Consider the following 17,432-nt stretch of genomic DNA (forward strand, 5'->3'; position numbering starts at 1 on the left):
AAATATAACCATATTATTTTCCTGAATGGAGGAAATAATGGGTGAGCATTTCCTCTACACGATGACGTATACGGGGATTAAAATATTTATGCTTTTCTTCATAGCCATTGATCAGAAATAAATATGTCGTAAATCCTTCATCGTGTTCAATTTGCTGTACGTTCATTTTTTCTTTACGTAACTGTTGTTTCAGTTGATAAAGGGCTTTTTGTGCTTCTTTTAATGAAGAGGTGACTAGCTGAATATATGGTTCATTTAGTTTGAATGTTTGATGTTTTTTAAGGTGCGTCAAATCACGATTGAGGATGGAGATGACCATTGGAAGAAAGATGGCTTGTTCCATCATCTGAAGTTGTACGCTTGATAATCTCGTCATGTCCATGCCTGCTTTCTTTATATATAGAACATTTGTTCTTATTTATTATATCGGATGAGTTAAAAAATCTCAAGGGGGGGCTGAGAGGGATTCATTTGTATATTTTTATGTTTTCCATGTAAAATGAAAGATAGACAAACCTTGAAGGAGTCAAACAAGTTGCCATTATTTCTTTCTATATTTACTCATGAAAATATCACATCATTTTTTGAAAGCTACAAGGCTTTTGGACCCATTGTGGCTATATTACTCCCTTTAATAGAAGCATTTCTACCGTTTTTACCTCTCGTGGCATTTGCGGTGGCCAATGCAAATGCTTTTGGGCTATGGGAAGGCTTTTTATTGACCTGGATTGGTGCAAGTGCAGGATCTATCCTTGTCTTTTTACTGATCAGAAAATTTGGACAGATGAGGATGCTGAACTTTATTAGCAGACACCCTTCTATTCAAAAGCTAATGCTTTGGGTTGAAAAGCGGGGATTTGGTCCGTTGTTTATTTTACTCTGCTTTCCTTTTACACCGTCTGCTGCCGTTAATGTCGTAGCAGGTCTATCAAGAATCAGCGTCTGGCAGTTCTCATTAGCCGCTTTATCAGGGAAGTGTGTCATGCTCTTTATTATTAGTTTTATCGGCTATGACATTTCAGCTTTAGTAAAGAATCCGTTAAGAAGTGTTTTTGCGGTTCTAGTCATTGCTTTATTATGGTATGTTGGAAAGAGAGTAGAAAATAGGTTGAATATTCGGATGAGTCAGCGTGAGGACAAAGGAGGCTCTTAATGAAAAAGAAGCCATTGCTATGGTTCATGATTATTACATGCATCGTCTTGTTGTTCCAAGTAAAGAATTTCATGTTTGTCACGTACAAAGTAGAAGGGGTTAGTATGGACCCTACATTTACAGATGGAACAGAATTATTAATTAACAAGTTCTCGCCAAAACTCACGAAAATTAGCCGGTTTGACTATGTATTATTTCATGGCCCTAAAAATCAAATCTTGATCAAACGGGTCATTGGACTTCCAGGAGAAACAATCAAATATGAAGATGATCAACTGTTTGTTGATGGTGTAAAATGGAAAGAGCCGTATTTAAAAGAGCAGAAAAAACATAAAATGGGCAACGTCCTAACAGGTGATTTTCAGCTGAAAGCCATCACCGGTCGTCAGAACATACAAAACAATCATTACTTCGTGATCGGAGATAATCGAATACATAGCTTTGACAGCCGGCATTTTGGAACGATCTCAAAGGATCAAGTAGTCGGTGTAAAAAGGAATCATGATGAATAAAAAAGAGCCGCTCTGGATAAGTAGAGCGGCTCTTTCTATTTAGCGGTTTTATAATCAGTCTGTCTTTTTGCCCAGACATGATGTAAGAATCGAAAAAACGGTGGTAACATGGCGATGACCAAAATAATTCTAACGACTTGTACAGCCACAACAAAGGTGGAATCCTCATGAAGTGTAACAGCTGTTGTGGCCATTTCTGCAATACCGCCAGGCGAAAAAGCAAGAATGGCTGTAATGACAGAAATACCTGTTATTTCTGCAATGGCAATTGAACTGAGAACGGTCGCAGCAATCAATCCGGCTGAGCTGACGACTGCCACAATCAAGGTATTTTTTAACCCGACAAACATTTGTTTATTCATTTTTGACCCGATGGTTGCCCCTAGAAATACCTGTGACGCAATGTTTGCTTGGGCTGGCCAGTAAGGAATAAAATCATGACCTGTCAAGGCGCCTGCCCCTACTTGGAGAGCTGCCACACCTAACATACTGCCGATGAGCCAAGGGGCGGGAAAGTGAAGACGCACGGCTAGGCGAGACATCAGCCATGCCCCTAAAATGAGTGCAGCAGTCCAAGAAATGTTTGATATTGTGAAAACGCCTGATGAGAAGGCGCTGCCTTGGGCGACTACCACATCTGATTGGCTTTTTGTATTTAAATAAAATACCGTAAATGGAATGGTCAGTACGACCATTAACACACGTATCGTTTGTACAAGACTCACTACAGCTGTATTTGCTCCAACCTCTTGGGCGATGCCCGGCATAGCGGAAAGACCGCCGGGGGCAGTGCCGACAAAGCTGGTCAGCATATCTGTTTTACTCAGCTTCCATAAGACAAACCCGGAGAGCATGGCTAATAAAATAGAAAAGACGAGCATGAAACTCACGGGAAGCCAATTTTCAGCGAAAATGTGAAGGACTTTCATGTTCATTTTTTGTCCTAGTTCGATTCCGAGAATGAATTGACCAAGGAGTAGCCATCTACTGTGAATACGTAAGGTATTCTTTCCTTTACGCTGAAACAGGGCGGGACGGCGCAGGGCAATAAATGCAGCTGTCATTAATGTGCCAATCATCCAGCCGATAGACATCCCTGTTAGAGACAAAAGGAATCCACCTAAACCGCTTACCGCAATCAAAATGAGATCGGTTCGAAGGCTGTTTCCTTGCTTCATCACATATAAACCTTCTTCCTGTATATTTGTTCAGTAAGTGAAATGTTGTTATCTTCACTATAATACAAAAGTCTCTATAAATAAAATACGAATTTTTTTAGTATTTTCATAAGATTATCTTATGGTTAACTCTGTTAGAAAAAAGATTGTTTTTGATATAAATGACATATAATTTTTGCCAAAAACAAATACAATATACAACGATTTTCCCCTATTTTTGTTATCAGTTGACTATCATTTTCAATTACACTACACTACATAGTGTGAGGTGATGACATGAAAATTCCTTCTTTTAAATATAACGAAAAGGGATTGAACCGCTTTTTCGGTCCTTTAGAAGGAAGGATTATGGAGATCCTTTATCAAGGTGAGGATATGCCGATTAAAGAGGTACAGCAGAAGCTGTCAGATGAGAAGCCAATTAATTTCAACACGGTCATGACGGTACTCAATCGATTAACCGAAAAAGGAATTGTGGAAAAGAAAACAAAAGGGCGTTCATCTATCTATAACCCTGTTTTAACAAAAGAAGAATTTCTAAATGAGCAAACGAAATGGATTACTCAAGGACTGATGGATGATTTCGGCCCCCTTGCAGTCAATCATATGGTGGACGCAATTGAAAGTGCTGATCCTGAATTACTGAAGGTACTCGAAGCAAGGCTTGCATCCAAAAAAGAGGAGAAACGACATGATTAAAATGAAGTCGAGTCTGCTGTTTTTAGGCGGTATATTGATTGGCTTAGTGATCTTTTACCAGATGGGCTATTATGTACTCTCAAGCTTTTTTGGCTGGAATCAAGCATATAACCTGATCCATGTATGTCAATCTGTTCTCGAATTTTATGGATTCACTCCTTTAAAGTATTTTCTGGATGCGTTCGTCTTGTATACGCTTGGTTTTGCCGTTTTCTATATGACAAAGCAGATCAGAAAGTATCTTCATTTCAAAAGAAATATGATGATGGCAGTCGATCAACATTCAACGCAAAGTCTATCAGACAAGTATAGAAATGAGATCATTGTGTTTCATTGCCATGAACCGCTTGCTTTCGCAATGGGGATGCTTCGGCCAAAAGTGTATCTCTCAACAGCGCTTATAGACATGCTGGATGAAGGAGAAATCGATGCGGTTGTCTATCACGAATTACATCACAAATACAGCTACGATCCTTTAAAGACTTTCGCTTTCTCTATGCTCACAAAAGTGATTTGGTACATTCCTGTGTTAAAGCATATGAGACAAAGTTACTCCGTTTTTCGTGAAGTCATTGCAGATGACTATGCCATTCAGCAGACAGGGACTGAGCTTGGAGTAGGGCAAGCCCTTTTGAAACTCATTAAAAATAGAACCCAGTTTCAAAAACAAACGAAATTTGCCGTGTCCTTTGGAGACCGAGCATTGAATTTAAGAATCCAAAAAATCTTAAACCCAACATACAACATACCGTTCAATGTACCACTTATCCCAATTGTGACATCAACCATCCTCATGTTGGTCTTAATGATTATGCTCAACTTAAATTACTAATTTTTTTTACGAATGAACATTACATGATGTAGTGTAAAAATGGGAGGAAATCACTATATGAAAACAAATCAAGAAATAGGAACACTTTTTGTACGCGTCATCTTAGGCATTATTTTCTTTTTACATGGGCTTCAAGCATATCAAGGTGGACTAGGAGGCACTGCTGCATTTTTTGGTCAAATTGGTGTTCCTGAATTTATGGCCTATATTGTCAAAACAATTGAACTGGTTGGTGGAATTGCCCTGATTCTAGGTTTAGGCACACGTCTTTTCGCAGCTTTATTTGTGCCAATTATGGCTGTAGCCATTATCACAGTTGGTTTTGCAAGAGGATTTGTGGGCGGTTATGAATTTGAACTTTCTTTAATGGTCATGGCGCTTTACTTGACACTTAGTGGCAGCAAGATGCTATCGATTGATGGATTGTTAAAACAACAGCAGCAAAGCAATGAAGCAAAATTTCATTAAATAACAAAAAACTCCTTCTGCGATTTGTAGCAGAGGAGTTTTTTTATGGTCAAAAGGTCGTTTTATCATTAAAAAAGGAAAAGCGAAGAGTCGTTTTGATGATGACAGCCCTTTATTTCACATATTGAATGAGCAAAAAAGCAATTTCATTTTTTGACGGAACATACGATCTCCTATTAAAATAGGGGTAACTAAGAAACATGGTGCGTTAAAAGATATAGAAACCAGACAGCATGCTGCTGTTCATCTTGAGCAATACGCTTCATTAATTCCTTTGTTCCTTGATCACGGACATAGTCTGATACCGTTAAGTAAAAATCGACTGTTTTTTGTTCGTCTTTAAAGGCAAATAAGAGACCTTCCCTAAATTGGTCTGGACAAGGCTCTGTTATGCTTGGTTTGTGGTTTTTACCAGTCAAAGAATAGTATAGCTTTGTAAATAGCTGATAATGTCTGACTTCATCCTGACGTATTTCTTGAATGATTTTTTTCGCTTCAGGATTTTTTGCTTTTTGTGCAAGTTTTTCATAGCATTGGATCGCAGAATATTCGCCATTGATGGCCTTTTCAAGGTCTGCAATGATCCTTGTGTTTTGGCGCATGTCATATGGCGAGTAGTCATAATAACCGTAATACATGATATTGCCAGCCTCCTTTTAGATCATGATGGTTTATGATATGAAAAGAGTCGGGAAAGGTGCCTATTTTCTTTTCAATTGGAGGAGAAAGGGAAGGTGATAGGAAAATAGCTATTTACCTTTATTTTCGCTAGAATATGAGTACATAAGAAAGGTGTTGTGGAACGTGGAGATTCAGTTTTTAGCAGGCAGATCGGGGAGTGGAAAAACGACTGCAATTCTAGAAGAAATCAAAGAACAACTTCGGCTTGATCCGCTGGGTCCGCCAATCATTTTTTTAGTCCCGGATCAAATGACATTTTTAATGGAATATGAGCTTGCAAAAACATCTGAAGCTGGTGGAATGATCAGGGCCAAAGTCTTTAGTTTTACTCGGCTTGCCTGGTCTATATTACAGCAGACTGGCGGTGCGAACCGTCAATTTGTCACAAGCACAGGGATTCAAATGCTCTTAAGAAAAGTAATAGAAGAACAGAAAGACAAGTTTAAGGTATTCAAAAAGGCGAGTGATAAACCGGGATTTGTTGAGCAAATAGAAAAGACGATGGCTGAATTCAAAAGGTACTGTATGATGCCAGAGGATATTGAAAAAATCTCGGCATCCAGCATGCATTCAGAGTATACAGAAGAAAGACGTGCGGCGGAAAAATTGCATGATCTTCATGTTCTTTATCAGCAGATGGAGCAGCATCTGCAAGATGAGTATGTGCATTCAGAGGATTACTTGACACTTCTGGCTCAGCAAATTCCTTTATCAGAAGAATTGAGAGGGGCACACATTTATATAGATGGTTTTTATCAGTTTACCCCCCAACAGCTTCTTGTCATTGAACAGCTTTTGCTACATGCAGAAAAAATAACAGCTGCATTCACAGTGGATCGTTCCTATCATGACACGCAGCCAAATGAACTTGATTTATTTCGCATGACAGGTAAGACATATTCCCAGCTTTATCAGCTGGCAAAAGAGTGCGGAGCGGCTATTTCTGAGAACATTTTGGAGAGAAATAAGCGGCATCTTCATACCCAAGATCTAGCTTATTTAGAAAATCAATATGAACAGAGACCTTTGCAGCCGTATCAAGAAGAAACGCCTCACCTTACCGTATCGAAAAGTGCAAATAAACGAGCTGAAATTGAGGGAGTAGCGAGAGATATTCTTGATTTAGTAAGAGGGGAAGGTCTTAGGTTACGAGATATCTCAATTGTTGCAAGACATGTAGACGACTATAAAGATACGTTAAAAGAGGTGTTTCGAGATTACGATATTCCTTTCTTTATTGATGGAAATGAATCGATGCAGTATCATCCGCTCATTGAGTTCATTCGTTCGAGCCTCGATGTCATAAAAGGGAACTGGCGGTATGAGGCGGTGTTTCGCTGTGTGAAAACGGAGTTCTTATTTCCGCTTGAACTCGCCAAAAACAAAGCAAGAGAACAGGCAGATCAGCTTGAAAACTATTGTATTGCTTACGGTGTAAAAGGTGAACGCTGGACGAATGGTTCACGATTTCATTATCGCCGCTTCCAATCACTAGATGAAGATTTTGGACAAACCGATCAAGAAATAGAAATGGAGCAAATGCTGAATGATGTAAAAGAATGGATTGTTCCACCTCTCTTTCAATTGCAAAAAAGATTGAAAAAAGCGCAAAAGCTAAGAGACATGGTGGAGGCAGTGTATGTCTTTCTAGAAGAAGCCCAAGTGCCAGAAAAGCTTGAAAAGGCAAGGCTTGAGGCAGAAGAAGCAGGCAGGTTAGCTGAAGCGATGCAGCATGGGCAAGTATGGGATGCTGTCATTCAATTAATGGATGAATTTGTTGAAATGCTGGGCGAGGAGGAGCTCTCATTTCCATTATTTCAACAGATGATGGATACAGGACTGTCCTCTCTCAAGTTCGCTTTGATTCCCCCTTCACTTGACCAAGTGTTTATCGGAAGTATGGATTTATCCAGAATGTATCAAGTAAAGTGTACGTTTCTCATTGGAGTAAATGATGGGGTTATACCTGCGCGGCCCTCTGATGAAAGTGTATTGTCTGAGGACGACCGGGAATGGTTAAAACGTGCAGGAGCAGAGCTGGCAGAGACAGGGAAGGAACGGCTGCTGGATGAACAATTTTTGATTTATCAAGCGCTGTCCAGTCCATCGCACTACCTGTATTTATCCTATTCAGCTTCAGATACGGAAGGGCGATCTCTTTTGCCTTCGACCCTCATCAAGTATTGTGAGGAACTGATGCCAAACCATCAGCAAGCCCTCTATGTGTTAGATCCAGAGCAGTTGAATGATCAGGAGCAATTAAAATTTGTAACAAACGAGCATGTCTCGTTATCCTATACCGTTTCGCAGCTGCAACAATGGCTCAATCAATATCCGATCAGCGGCGTATGGTGGAGTGTATATAATCATTTGATGACCTCGTCCAACCGCGACGTATCAAAAAAAATCATGTCCAGCTTGTTCTTTACAAATAGAGCGAAGCGTTTAAAGCCAAATGTCACAAAAGAACTTTACGGTGACCATATTCAGGGCAGTGTTTCAAGAATGGAGAAATTCAATGCATGTGCATTTTCTCATTTTGCTTCCCACGGGCTAAAACTAAAAGATCGACAATTTTACAAATTAGAAGCACCTGATATCGGCCAGCTCTTTCACTCGGCTTTAAAACTGATTTCAGATACGCTTGTTGAACAAAAAAAGGATTGGAAAAACTTAACGAAGGAAGATTGTGTGACCTACTCAAGGCATGCAATCGAACAGCTGGCTCCACGTCTGCAAAAAGAAATTTTATTAAGCTCTAATCGGCATGCTTATATAAAAGAAAAGCTCCAAAAAATCCTCATCAGGGTGTCTTCTATATTAAGCGAACATGCAAAAGTGAGCGGATTCTCTCCGGTTGGACTTGAGTTAGGTTTTGGAGGTCAAGGACCTCTGCCGCCGTTTACTTTTCAATTAAAAAACGGCTGCACGATGGAGCTTGTTGGAAGGATTGACCGAGTGGATAAAGCAGAAGGATCAAAAGGACTTCTTTTAAGAATTGTCGACTATAAGTCCAGTGAGAAGGGGCTTGATCTAGCAGAAGTTTACTACGGTTTAGCCTTGCAAATGCTCACTTATTTAGACCTGACCATTACGTATTCTAAAGAATGGCTTGGCATGGAAGCGACACCGGCAGGAATTTTATACTTCCATATTCATGACCCGCTGATTCAAGCGCCTATTCCGCTAGCAGAGGATGCAATTGAGCAGGAAATATTGAAGAAATTTAAAATGAAGGGTCTATTGCTCGAAGATGTGGAAGCAGTGAAGTTGATGGATCAAACACTCGAATCAGGAAGATCACAAGTCATCCAAGCTGGTTTGAAAAAGGATGGTTCTTTCCGATCTGACTCTGCGGTATTAAGTGAAGATCATTTTCACATTCTCACAAAACACGTTCGGCGAACCTTTGAAGAGGCAGGAGAAAGAATTACAAGCGGTGAGGTAGAGATAAACCCATATAAATTAAAGGATCAAACCCCTTGCCGTTTTTGCTCCTTTAAGTCTATTTGCCAATTTGATGAATCAATAGAAGATAATGAATTTAGGGTGCTCACCTCTGAGAAGGATGATGTCATGTTAGACCGGATCAAAAAAGAAGGGGATCAGTATGCAAATACCAAAACCGAATAACAGTACTTGGACAGATGACCAATGGAACGCCATCGTTTCAGAAGGACAAGATATTCTTGTTGCTGCGGCGGCAGGGTCAGGGAAAACAGCGGTCTTGGTTGAACGGCTCATTCGAAAAATGACTCGGCCGGAGCAGCCAGTTGATGTGGACAGGCTGCTCGTAGTGACTTTTACCAATGCTTCAGCAGCAGAAATGAAGCACCGGATCACTGAAGCACTTGAAAAAGAACTATCTAAAAACCCTGGTTCCCTTCATATGCGGAGACAGCTGTCACTTATGAATCGTGCCAATATTTCTACCTTGCACTCCTTTTGTTTGCAAGTTCTCCGTACCTTTTATTATAAGATTGACCTTGATCCAGGTTTTCGTTTGGCTGATCAAACAGAAGGAGAATTATTAGGAGATGAAGTGTTAGATGAACTGTTTGAGGATGAGTATAAGGCTGGAAAGCCGTCATTCTTTGAACTCGTTGATCGTTACACATCTGATCGGCATGATTTAGATCTTCAATGGCTTGTCAAAAGAATTTATGAGTTTTCTAGGTCACATCCAGCGCCCGAACAATGGATGCGGGCATTCCTTTCTCTTTATGATGTGGATACACAGACAAAGGTAGAAGAGTTACCCTTTTATCCATATATCAAAGAGGACCTTTCTCTCGTTTTAAGAAGCTGTCAGGAACTGCTGGAACAAGCGCTCACTTTATCAAAAGAGCCGGGCGGTCCAGCACCGAGAGCAGAGAATTTTATAGATGATTTAGAGCAAGTAAATGAATTAATAAGGCATCAAGATGATTTTGGAACACTTTATGAGCTTTTGCCAAACATCAATTTTAAAAGGTTAAAGACTTGCAAAGGGGATGACTATGACCCGGCTCTGTTAGAAAAAGCAACAGATGCACGCAATCAAGCCAAAAAACAATTAGAAAAGCTAAAAGATGAATACTTTATGCGCAGTCCCGATCAGCATTTAAAAAGCTTGGCTGAAATGAAGCCAGTTGTAGAAACACTTGTAGAGCTTGTGATTCAATATGGAGAGCGTTTCGAGAGAGCAAAACAAGAAAAATCAATCGTAGACTTTTCTGATCTAGAACATTATTGTTTGCGCATTTTAGCGAAGCAGGACGCAGAAGGAAATCTCATTGAAACAGAAGCGGCTAAGTACTATCAACAGCAATTTGAAGAAGTACTCGTGGATGAATACCAGGATACAAACCTTGTCCAAGAAACGATTTTAAAGCTCGTGTCTAAAGGAAAACATCCTGCCGAAGGCAACCGCTTTATGGTTGGTGATGTGAAGCAGTCCATTTATCGCTTTAGACTTGCAGAGCCGATGCTCTTTTTAAATAAATATAAACAATTTAAAGAAGACAGCAATGAAACAGGTAAAAGAATTGATCTAAATAAAAACTTCCGTAGCCGGGCTGATGTTTTAGACAGTACCAACTTTCTGTTCAAACAGCTGATGGGAGAAACGGTTGGAGAAATTGAATATGATGAACAAGCTGAATTAAAGCTTGGAGCGAGTTATCCGCAAAGCGAAGACACGTCGACAGAAATGCTTCTTGTTCATTTAGATCAGCACGACACAGAAAGCGATGAAGAACGAGAAGAGCTAGAGACGGTTCAATTTGAGGCGAGAGTGATTGCAAAGAAAATAAAAGAATTGGTAGAACAGCCTTTTCAAGTGTACGATGCAAAACAGCAGTTGACCCGCAACTTGCAGTATCGAGACATTGTGATCTTGCTTCGATCAATGCCGTGGGCTCCGCAAATGATGGAAGAGTTGAAGAAGCAGGGAATCCCTGTTTATGCGAATCTTTCCTCAGGTTATTTTGAAGCTACAGAAGTATCTGTCATTCTTTCTTTGTTAAAAGTGATTGATAATCCATATCAAGATATTCCGCTTGCTGCTGTTTTAAGGTCACCTCTTGTTCATTTAGACGAAAATGAGATGGCACTGATTAGAACCAGTGATAAAAAAGGCACTTATTATGACGCTGTGAAGGCATTTATGAGTGTGACACACTCTGATCATCCGACGTGCAAAAAGCTGGAGCGTTTCTTCCTTCAATTACGCAAATGGCGTGATTTTTCGATTCAGCATTCGGTAGCAGAACTGATTTGGGAAGTGTACCGAGATACACAATATCTAGATTATGTCGGCGGGATGCCAGGAGGTAAGCAAAGACAGGCAAACCTTCGGGCTTTATATGATCGAGCGAAACAGTATGAAAAGGCTGCATTTAGAGGACTGTTTCGATTTCTTCGATTTATTGAAAGAATGCAAGAGCGTGGAGATGATCTTGGAGCGGCAAAAACGTTCAGTGAAACAGAGGATGTTGTCCGCATGATGACCATTCATAGCAGTAAAGGACTCGAATTCCCTGTTGTATTTACTGCAGGACTTGGCAGGAACTTTAACATGATGGATTTAAACCAGTCCTATTTGCTCGATAAAGAATTAGGTTTTGGCAGCAAATATATTCATCCTGAGCTGAGAATTAGTTATGCAACCTTACCGCTGATCGCGATGAAAAAAAAGATGAGAAAAGAACTATTATCTGAAGAACTGAGGGTTCTATATGTGGCGCTCACAAGGGCGAAGGAAAAGTTATTTTTAGTCGGCTCTGTCAAAAATCAAGTGAAAGCTTTAAGCAAGTGGCAAAATGCCGCAAACGGAGATGACTGGCTTCTTCCTGATTTTGAACGATATCAAGCGAGAACATACTTAGATTTTATTGGCCCAGCCCTTATCCGTCATCAAGCGATGTCTTCTCTTTTAGAAGAATCGAGAGAAGTCGTTCTCTCGCATCCATCATCATTTTCTATCACCTTTCATCAAGCGTCCGATCTTCTAAAAGAAGACATGTCACTTGAAAAACAAAAACAAGACGAAGTGGTACAAGCATTAATGGAAGGTGTGCCTGTTCAAGGATATGGCGATTACGAGGAGGAAGTAAAAAAAAGACTTACATGGCGTTATCCATATTTAGCGGCCTCCCAAGTAGGGACAAAGCAGTCAGTTTCTGAGATCAAAAGAATGAAAGAAATACAGGATGAATACAGTGTGCCTTCTTCCGTTCGAAAAGCTCGTGCGACATTGTACGAACGACCGGCTTTTATGAAGAAAAAAACACTCACAGCCGCAGAACAAGGGACGGCCATGCATACAGTCATGCAGCATATCCCTCTTCCTTCAAATGAACCATATGATGAATCTCGTGTAGAAGAGCTGCTCCATTCTTTAAAAGAGAAAGACTTACTAACAGATGAACAAATCCAGTCCATCAATCGAGAAGGAATTGTGGCCTTCTTTTCTACTGCTATTGGTCAAAAACTGCGGAAAGCGGACTGGGTGAAACGAGAAGTATCGTTTAGTATGGTTTTACCGGTTAAAGAGGTATACAGCCATATTGATGCAGAAGGTGAACCTGTGCTCATTCAAGGAATGATTGATTGTTTATTTGAAGCAGATGGCAAGCTCTATTTACTTGATTATAAAACAGATCGAGTGACTGGCAGATTCTCAGGTGGATTAGAGGAAGCTGAGGCGATATTAAAAAAACGCTATGAAACGCAAATATCGTTGTATACAGCAGCGGTAGAACGTTTAACAAACAGAACATTAGAGGAGAAAATCCTTTATTTCTTTGATGGAAATCTAGAAATTTCTTTATAGGTGGAATGAATGAGAGGTGAATCACATGAGGATTCTGCATACAGCGGATTGGCATCTAGGGAAAACCCTTGAAGGCCGAAGCCGGCTTGAGGAGCAAGCGGAGTTTTTAGATGAATTAAATCAAATCGTCAAGGATGAACACATTGATGTCGTTGTGATGGCTGGAGATGCCTTTGATACAGTGAACCCTCCTGCTCGCGCAGAACAGCTTTTTTATGAAAGTCTGTCTGCATTATCTGATAAAGGAAAGCGTCAGGTGGTTGTGATCTCTGGCAACCATGATAACCCAGACCGTTTATCAGCCGCATCTCCTTTAACGAATGAGCAGGGGATTCATTTAATTGGATATCCGACAAATGATTTAATTCATGTCGATGTTCCTTCTGCAAGTGAACGTCTATCTATTGCAGCACTCGCTTACCCGTCCGAAGCAAGGCTAAACGAAGTGCTGGCTGAAACATTTGAAGAGAAACTGCTCCGTGATCAGTACAATTTAAAAATACAACAAATGTTTCAACATTTAAGCAACCAATTTCAGGCGGATACGGTTAATATCGCAACAAGTCATATTTATGTGGCAGGTGGCAGTCAAACGGATTCGGAAAGGCCGATTGAAGTGGGAGGCGCATATACCGTTGCGGCCGAAAGTCTGCCTGAGGCGGCTTGTTATGTCGCATTGGGGCATTTGCATCGCCCCCAAACCATTAAACGTGCCAAAACGATTGCCCGCTATTCTGGCTCTCCACTTGCATACAGCTTTTCTGAAGCAGGCTACGCCAAATCAGTCACCATTGTGGATGCAAAACCGAATGAAACAGCAAGCTGGAAAGAAGTGTTTTTATCAAGCGGTAAACCACTTATGAAGTGGAAGGCGACTGAAGGGCTGAGCCAAGTACACAGTTGGCTGGATGAAAAGCGGGATCTTCAAGCCTGGATTGATTTAGAGATTCACTTAACAGATCAGCTGTCGATCGAACAAATTCATCAGCTGAGAAAACAGCATAGTGGATTTGTCCATATTAGACCAAAGTTTAAAGAGTTACAGCAAAAAGAAGAACAAAAACAAGTGGAAAAGCTCTCGATTGAAGAGCGGTTTGTGAAATTTTATGAGCGTCAGACAGGTGGAGGTCTACCTGATGAAAAAACCGTCAAGCTATTTTTAGAGCTTGCCAATGACATGCAAGAGGAGGAAGCGAATTGAAGCCGATCACGCTAACCATTAAAGGACTTCATAGCTTCAGAGAAGAGCAAACCATTGACTTTAGCTCCTTATGTGATGCAGGTGTGTTTGGTATTTTTGGACCGACTGGAAGCGGAAAATCGTCCATATTAGATGCCATGACACTCGCACTCTATGGCAAGGTCGAACGTGCACTCAATAATACGCATGGTATTTTGAACCAAGCTGAAGAAAAGCTGTCTGTCTCCTTTACGTTCGCTTTGCAAAGGGAACACCATATTTCTTATAAAGTGGAACGTGCCTTTAAACGGGCAGATGAAATGAAGGTTAGAACGACGTTATGCCGATTGATTGAAATTGGTGATACGCAGACAGTTCTTGCAGATAAAGCAAGTGAGGTCAATCGTAAAATAGAAGAATTACTTGGTTTAACCATTGACGATTTTACGAGAGCGGTTGTTTTACCCCAAGGAAAGTTTGCGGAATTCCTTTCATTGAAAGGAGCCGACAGACGCCAAATGCTGCAGCGCTTGTTTAATTTGGAGAAATATGGTGATCAGCTCGTCAAACGTTTACGCGCAAAGGCTCAAAAACACTATGGACAGAAAAACGAACTGCTGGCTGAACTGACTGGATTAGGAGAAGCTGGTCCAGAGGCATTAGCGAAAGCTAAAGAAGCAGCTGCGCAGGCGCAAGCTATTTTTCTTGAGAAAAAACAAACGCGGGACGAAGCGTTCACTGCTTTTACAAAAGCGCAAGCCATCTGGCAGTATCAAAAGGAACAAGAAGCGTACGAGAAGGAACAAAACAAACTCAATCTACTGGCACCAACGATGGAAGAGAAAAAGAATCAACTTCGCATTGCAGAGCAGGCAGAGACATTAAAGCCTTATGCGGATGCATTAACAAAGGCTGAAAAGCAGCTCTCTCAAGCATCAAAAGAGAAGCAGGAAGCAGAAAAACATTTACTTCTTCAACGAACGATCTATGATCAAATGACGCAGGAGTATGAGCAAACGCGGCAAAAGAAAATGGAAAATGAGCCAGAGCTTCTTCAAAAGAAAGAGCAGCTGATTCAATTAAAAGAAATTGAACGAAAAAAAGAAACAGCTCTTCAGGAAAAGACCGTACTAGAGCAGCAAAACCATGAAAAAGCGCAGCAATTGACTCAAAAAAAAGCGGAAGCCGAAAACCTGCAATCTTTATTAGAGCGTGCGCTTGCGAAACAAACACAGTTGAAGCATGAGCTGGAACAATTACAAGTCTCTGTCAAAGAGCGGAAACTTGTACAAGACGCACTTCGTTTCAGTGAAAATGTTCAAAGAATGAATGTGAGCATTCAAAAGGAAGAACAAAAGATTGAGGAGCTAAGACAGCGTTCAGCACAGGCGACACAATCATATGAAAAGCTTCAAAAACAGCAAAAAGATCATCATGAAAAAATAAATCAATCGTTTCAAGCGATAGAACAATTGTATTTTTATGTATGTGAATTTGAACGAGGTCTTACAGAATGGAGTCATAAAGAGCAGGACAAAAAACAAGAAAAATTAAAACAGCGTGATGTTGTCAGATCGGCAGAATTAAGAAAAGAATTAGCGGCAGAGCTAGTAGACGGTGAACCATGTCCTGTTTGTGGATCGATTCATCATGATCCAAATGCTGTGATAGACAATGACCATGAAGAAACGGTTGCCCAAATTGATGAATGGATTGTAAAAATGGATAAAGAGCTCAAGCTGGCAGAGGAATATGCTAGAGACATGTTTGCTGCAAAGCAGCTGCTTGAAACGCATGCCAATCAATTAGTTAAACAGTTCTCCTTTTTATCGCAAAAAGCCCCCGATTCGGAAGTAGCTGCAGCAGTAGAAGCAGTACAGAATCCGCAGTCTTTGCACCAGCTGATTCAAGAATGGAAAGGTGTAAAACAAGATATTCAAGCAATCGAAAGCAAACGAGCTCGTTTAATGGACGTCACTTATGATCAAGCGGCAGAAATGAGCAAAGTCAAAGATCAACTGACATTTGAGCAGCAGCGCATACAAGAACTAGACATGCTGATCAAGGAGCTTCGATCTGAGCTTTCCGAACAACTGACGCAATTTGAACAGACCTTTCCTCACCTGACAATCAACCAAGTGCAGGAAATGCAGCAACAAATTGACGAAAAGGATCAACAAGCGGAAGGTTATCAAGAGCGTATTGAGAAGAGTATTTCTTTTCTAGAGGAAAAACAGCAGGCAAAAGAGCATCTGCAAACAGCCATATACGATCTAGAGAAGGAACTCGATAAGCTGGCGCATCAACTGGGAAGCCAGCAGCACCTGATCGATCAATATGAAACAGATTTACAGCGATATCCTTTAAAAGCCGCTTCTCTTTCTGATGAACTGGACGAAGTTCAACAATCTCTTGCTCATCTAAATGAAAAAGAACAGCAATCGTACGAGCAATTCAAGCATGCACAGCAATTATTTAGTGAGGCGCAAAGCCATTTCTCAAGCAGTGAACGTCAGCTCCAAGAGGCTAAGCGGCGAAAACAAGAAGCTGAGGAAGCATGGCAAAAAGAAACAGGATCTACTCCTTTTGATCAGCCGCAGGAGATTGAACCTGCTTTAATGGATCGATCTGTACGTCTTACAGTCAAACAGGAAATTGAGGAATTTGAGGATAAAAGAAAGCAATGTGCAGCAAACTTAAAGCGAATTTCGGAACTGTTAAAAGGTGAGTCGCTGGATGAAGACGAGTGGACAGATATTCAACTAAAAAAAGAAGCGGCGGAAAAAGCGCTTGAAGAAGCGACAGCGCTGAGTGGATCTGCACAGGAGCATCTGCGAGTGATTGAAGCAAACCATCAGCGCTTTGCAAGCATTCATGAGCGCCTTGAAGAACTGCAGCAAGAAATTGACCGGCTGGATAAGCTTCAAACTGTGTTTAAAGGGAATACATTTGTTGAGTTCCTAGCAGAAGAACAGCTAGAAAGTGTCAGCCGTGATGCTTCTCATCGTCTTGGGATTTTGACAAGACAAAGGTATGCCATTGAAGTCGATTCAGAGGGCGGTTTTGTGATGCGGGATGATGCCAATGGAGGTGTCAGACGTCCGGTATCCAGCTTGTCTGGGGGAGAAACTTTCCTGACGTCTTTAGCACTTGCTCTTGCTCTGTCTGCACAAATTCAGCTGAGAGGTGAGTTCCCGCTGCAATTCTTCTTCTTAGATGAAGGATTTGGTACACTCGATCAAGACTTGTTAGATACGGTGATTACGGCATTAGAGAAACTACAGTCTCAAAATTTAGCTGTTGGTGTGATCAGCCATGTGGAAGAATTAAAGATGAGACTGCCAAAGAAACTGATTGTCCACCCAGCAGATCCAAGCGGGAAAGGAACAACAGTCTCGATGGAATTAATGTAAA

The 17,432-nt window shown here is 40.8% G+C and carries 12 protein-coding genes; 9 read left to right on the forward strand and 3 right to left on the reverse strand.

All coding sequences use genetic code 11. The features are described 5' to 3' along the window. Positions 1–13: 13 nt before the first annotated feature. On the reverse strand, positions 14–376 hold the full coding sequence (locus NSQ11_RS05255; RefSeq protein WP_008348633.1) for a hypothetical protein: 363 nt from the start codon (positions 374–376) through the stop codon (positions 14–16). Between the two features lie 159 nt (positions 377–535). Between NSQ11_RS05255 and NSQ11_RS05260 the strand changes: the two genes are divergently transcribed. Further along, positions 536–1,153, forward strand: a complete 618-nt coding sequence (locus NSQ11_RS05260; RefSeq protein ID WP_017366969.1) for a TVP38/TMEM64 family protein — start codon at positions 536–538, stop codon at positions 1,151–1,153. Continuing rightward, the gene (lepB, locus tag NSQ11_RS05265; protein WP_007499139.1) at positions 1,153–1,665 is read left to right on the forward strand and encodes a signal peptidase I; all 513 of its coding nucleotides are present in this window, start codon (positions 1,153–1,155) and stop codon (positions 1,663–1,665) included. Before NSQ11_RS05260 ends, lepB begins: the two co-directional genes overlap by 1 nt. 35 nt (positions 1,666–1,700) lie before the next feature. Here the strand turns inward: lepB and NSQ11_RS05270 are convergent, their stop codons facing one another. Next, entirely contained in the window at positions 1,701–2,843 is a 1,143-nt protein-coding gene (locus tag NSQ11_RS05270; protein ID WP_335357734.1) for an AbrB family transcriptional regulator, read from the reverse strand. A 276-nt stretch (positions 2,844–3,119) separates the two neighbouring features. Here NSQ11_RS05270 and NSQ11_RS05275 point away from each other — a divergent pair, with 276 nt between their 5' ends. The 3 genes from NSQ11_RS05275 to NSQ11_RS05285 are packed head-to-tail and all read left to right on the forward strand — an operon-like array spanning position 3,120 to position 4,842. Beyond that, on the forward strand, positions 3,120–3,542 hold the full coding sequence (locus tag NSQ11_RS05275) for a BlaI/MecI/CopY family transcriptional regulator (RefSeq protein ID WP_007499135.1): 423 nt from the start codon (positions 3,120–3,122) through the stop codon (positions 3,540–3,542). Continuing rightward, positions 3,535–4,374, forward strand: a complete 840-nt coding sequence (locus NSQ11_RS05280) for a M56 family metallopeptidase (RefSeq protein ID WP_212338930.1) — start codon at positions 3,535–3,537, stop codon at positions 4,372–4,374. The genes NSQ11_RS05275 and NSQ11_RS05280 overlap by 8 nt, the downstream gene beginning before the upstream one ends. Before the next feature lie 57 nt (positions 4,375–4,431). Further along, entirely contained in the window at positions 4,432–4,842 is a 411-nt protein-coding gene (locus NSQ11_RS05285; RefSeq protein ID WP_008348626.1) for a DoxX family protein, read from the forward strand. 191 nt (positions 4,843–5,033) lie between these two features. Here NSQ11_RS05285 and NSQ11_RS05290 read toward each other — a convergent pair whose 3' ends face one another. After that, entirely contained in the window at positions 5,034–5,480 is a 447-nt protein-coding gene (locus tag NSQ11_RS05290) for a ferritin-like domain-containing protein (RefSeq protein WP_007499129.1), read from the reverse strand. A 166-nt stretch (positions 5,481–5,646) separates the two neighbouring features. Between NSQ11_RS05290 and addB the strand changes: the two genes are divergently transcribed. From addB to sbcC, 4 genes are read left to right on the forward strand one after another with little or no spacing between them, the layout of a single operon-like run. Further along, the gene (gene addB, locus NSQ11_RS05295; protein WP_048001717.1) at positions 5,647–9,156 is read left to right on the forward strand and encodes a helicase-exonuclease AddAB subunit AddB; all 3,510 of its coding nucleotides are present in this window, start codon (positions 5,647–5,649) and stop codon (positions 9,154–9,156) included. After that, positions 9,134–12,838 carry a helicase-exonuclease AddAB subunit AddA gene (gene addA / locus NSQ11_RS05300; RefSeq protein ID WP_326114221.1) on the forward strand — a complete coding sequence of 1,235 codons (3,705 nt, stop codon included), beginning with the start codon at positions 9,134–9,136 and terminating at the stop codon, positions 12,836–12,838. The genes addB and addA overlap by 23 nt, the downstream gene beginning before the upstream one ends. 25 nt (positions 12,839–12,863) lie before the next feature. Further along, complete coding sequence (gene sbcD / locus NSQ11_RS05305) at positions 12,864–14,039, forward strand: exonuclease subunit SbcD (protein ID WP_052320664.1); 1,176 nt, start codon at positions 12,864–12,866, stop codon at positions 14,037–14,039. Beyond that, positions 14,036–17,431 (forward strand): exonuclease subunit SbcC, encoded by a 3,396-nt coding sequence (sbcC, locus tag NSQ11_RS05310; protein ID WP_342501289.1) that lies wholly within the window; start codon positions 14,036–14,038, stop codon positions 17,429–17,431. The genes sbcD and sbcC overlap by 4 nt, the downstream gene beginning before the upstream one ends. Position 17,432: the final 1 nt, after the last annotated feature.

Source organism: Bacillus sp. FSL W7-1582, assembly GCF_038593325.1.
GTDB lineage: Bacteria > Bacillota > Bacilli > Bacillales > Bacillaceae > Bacillus > Bacillus altitudinis.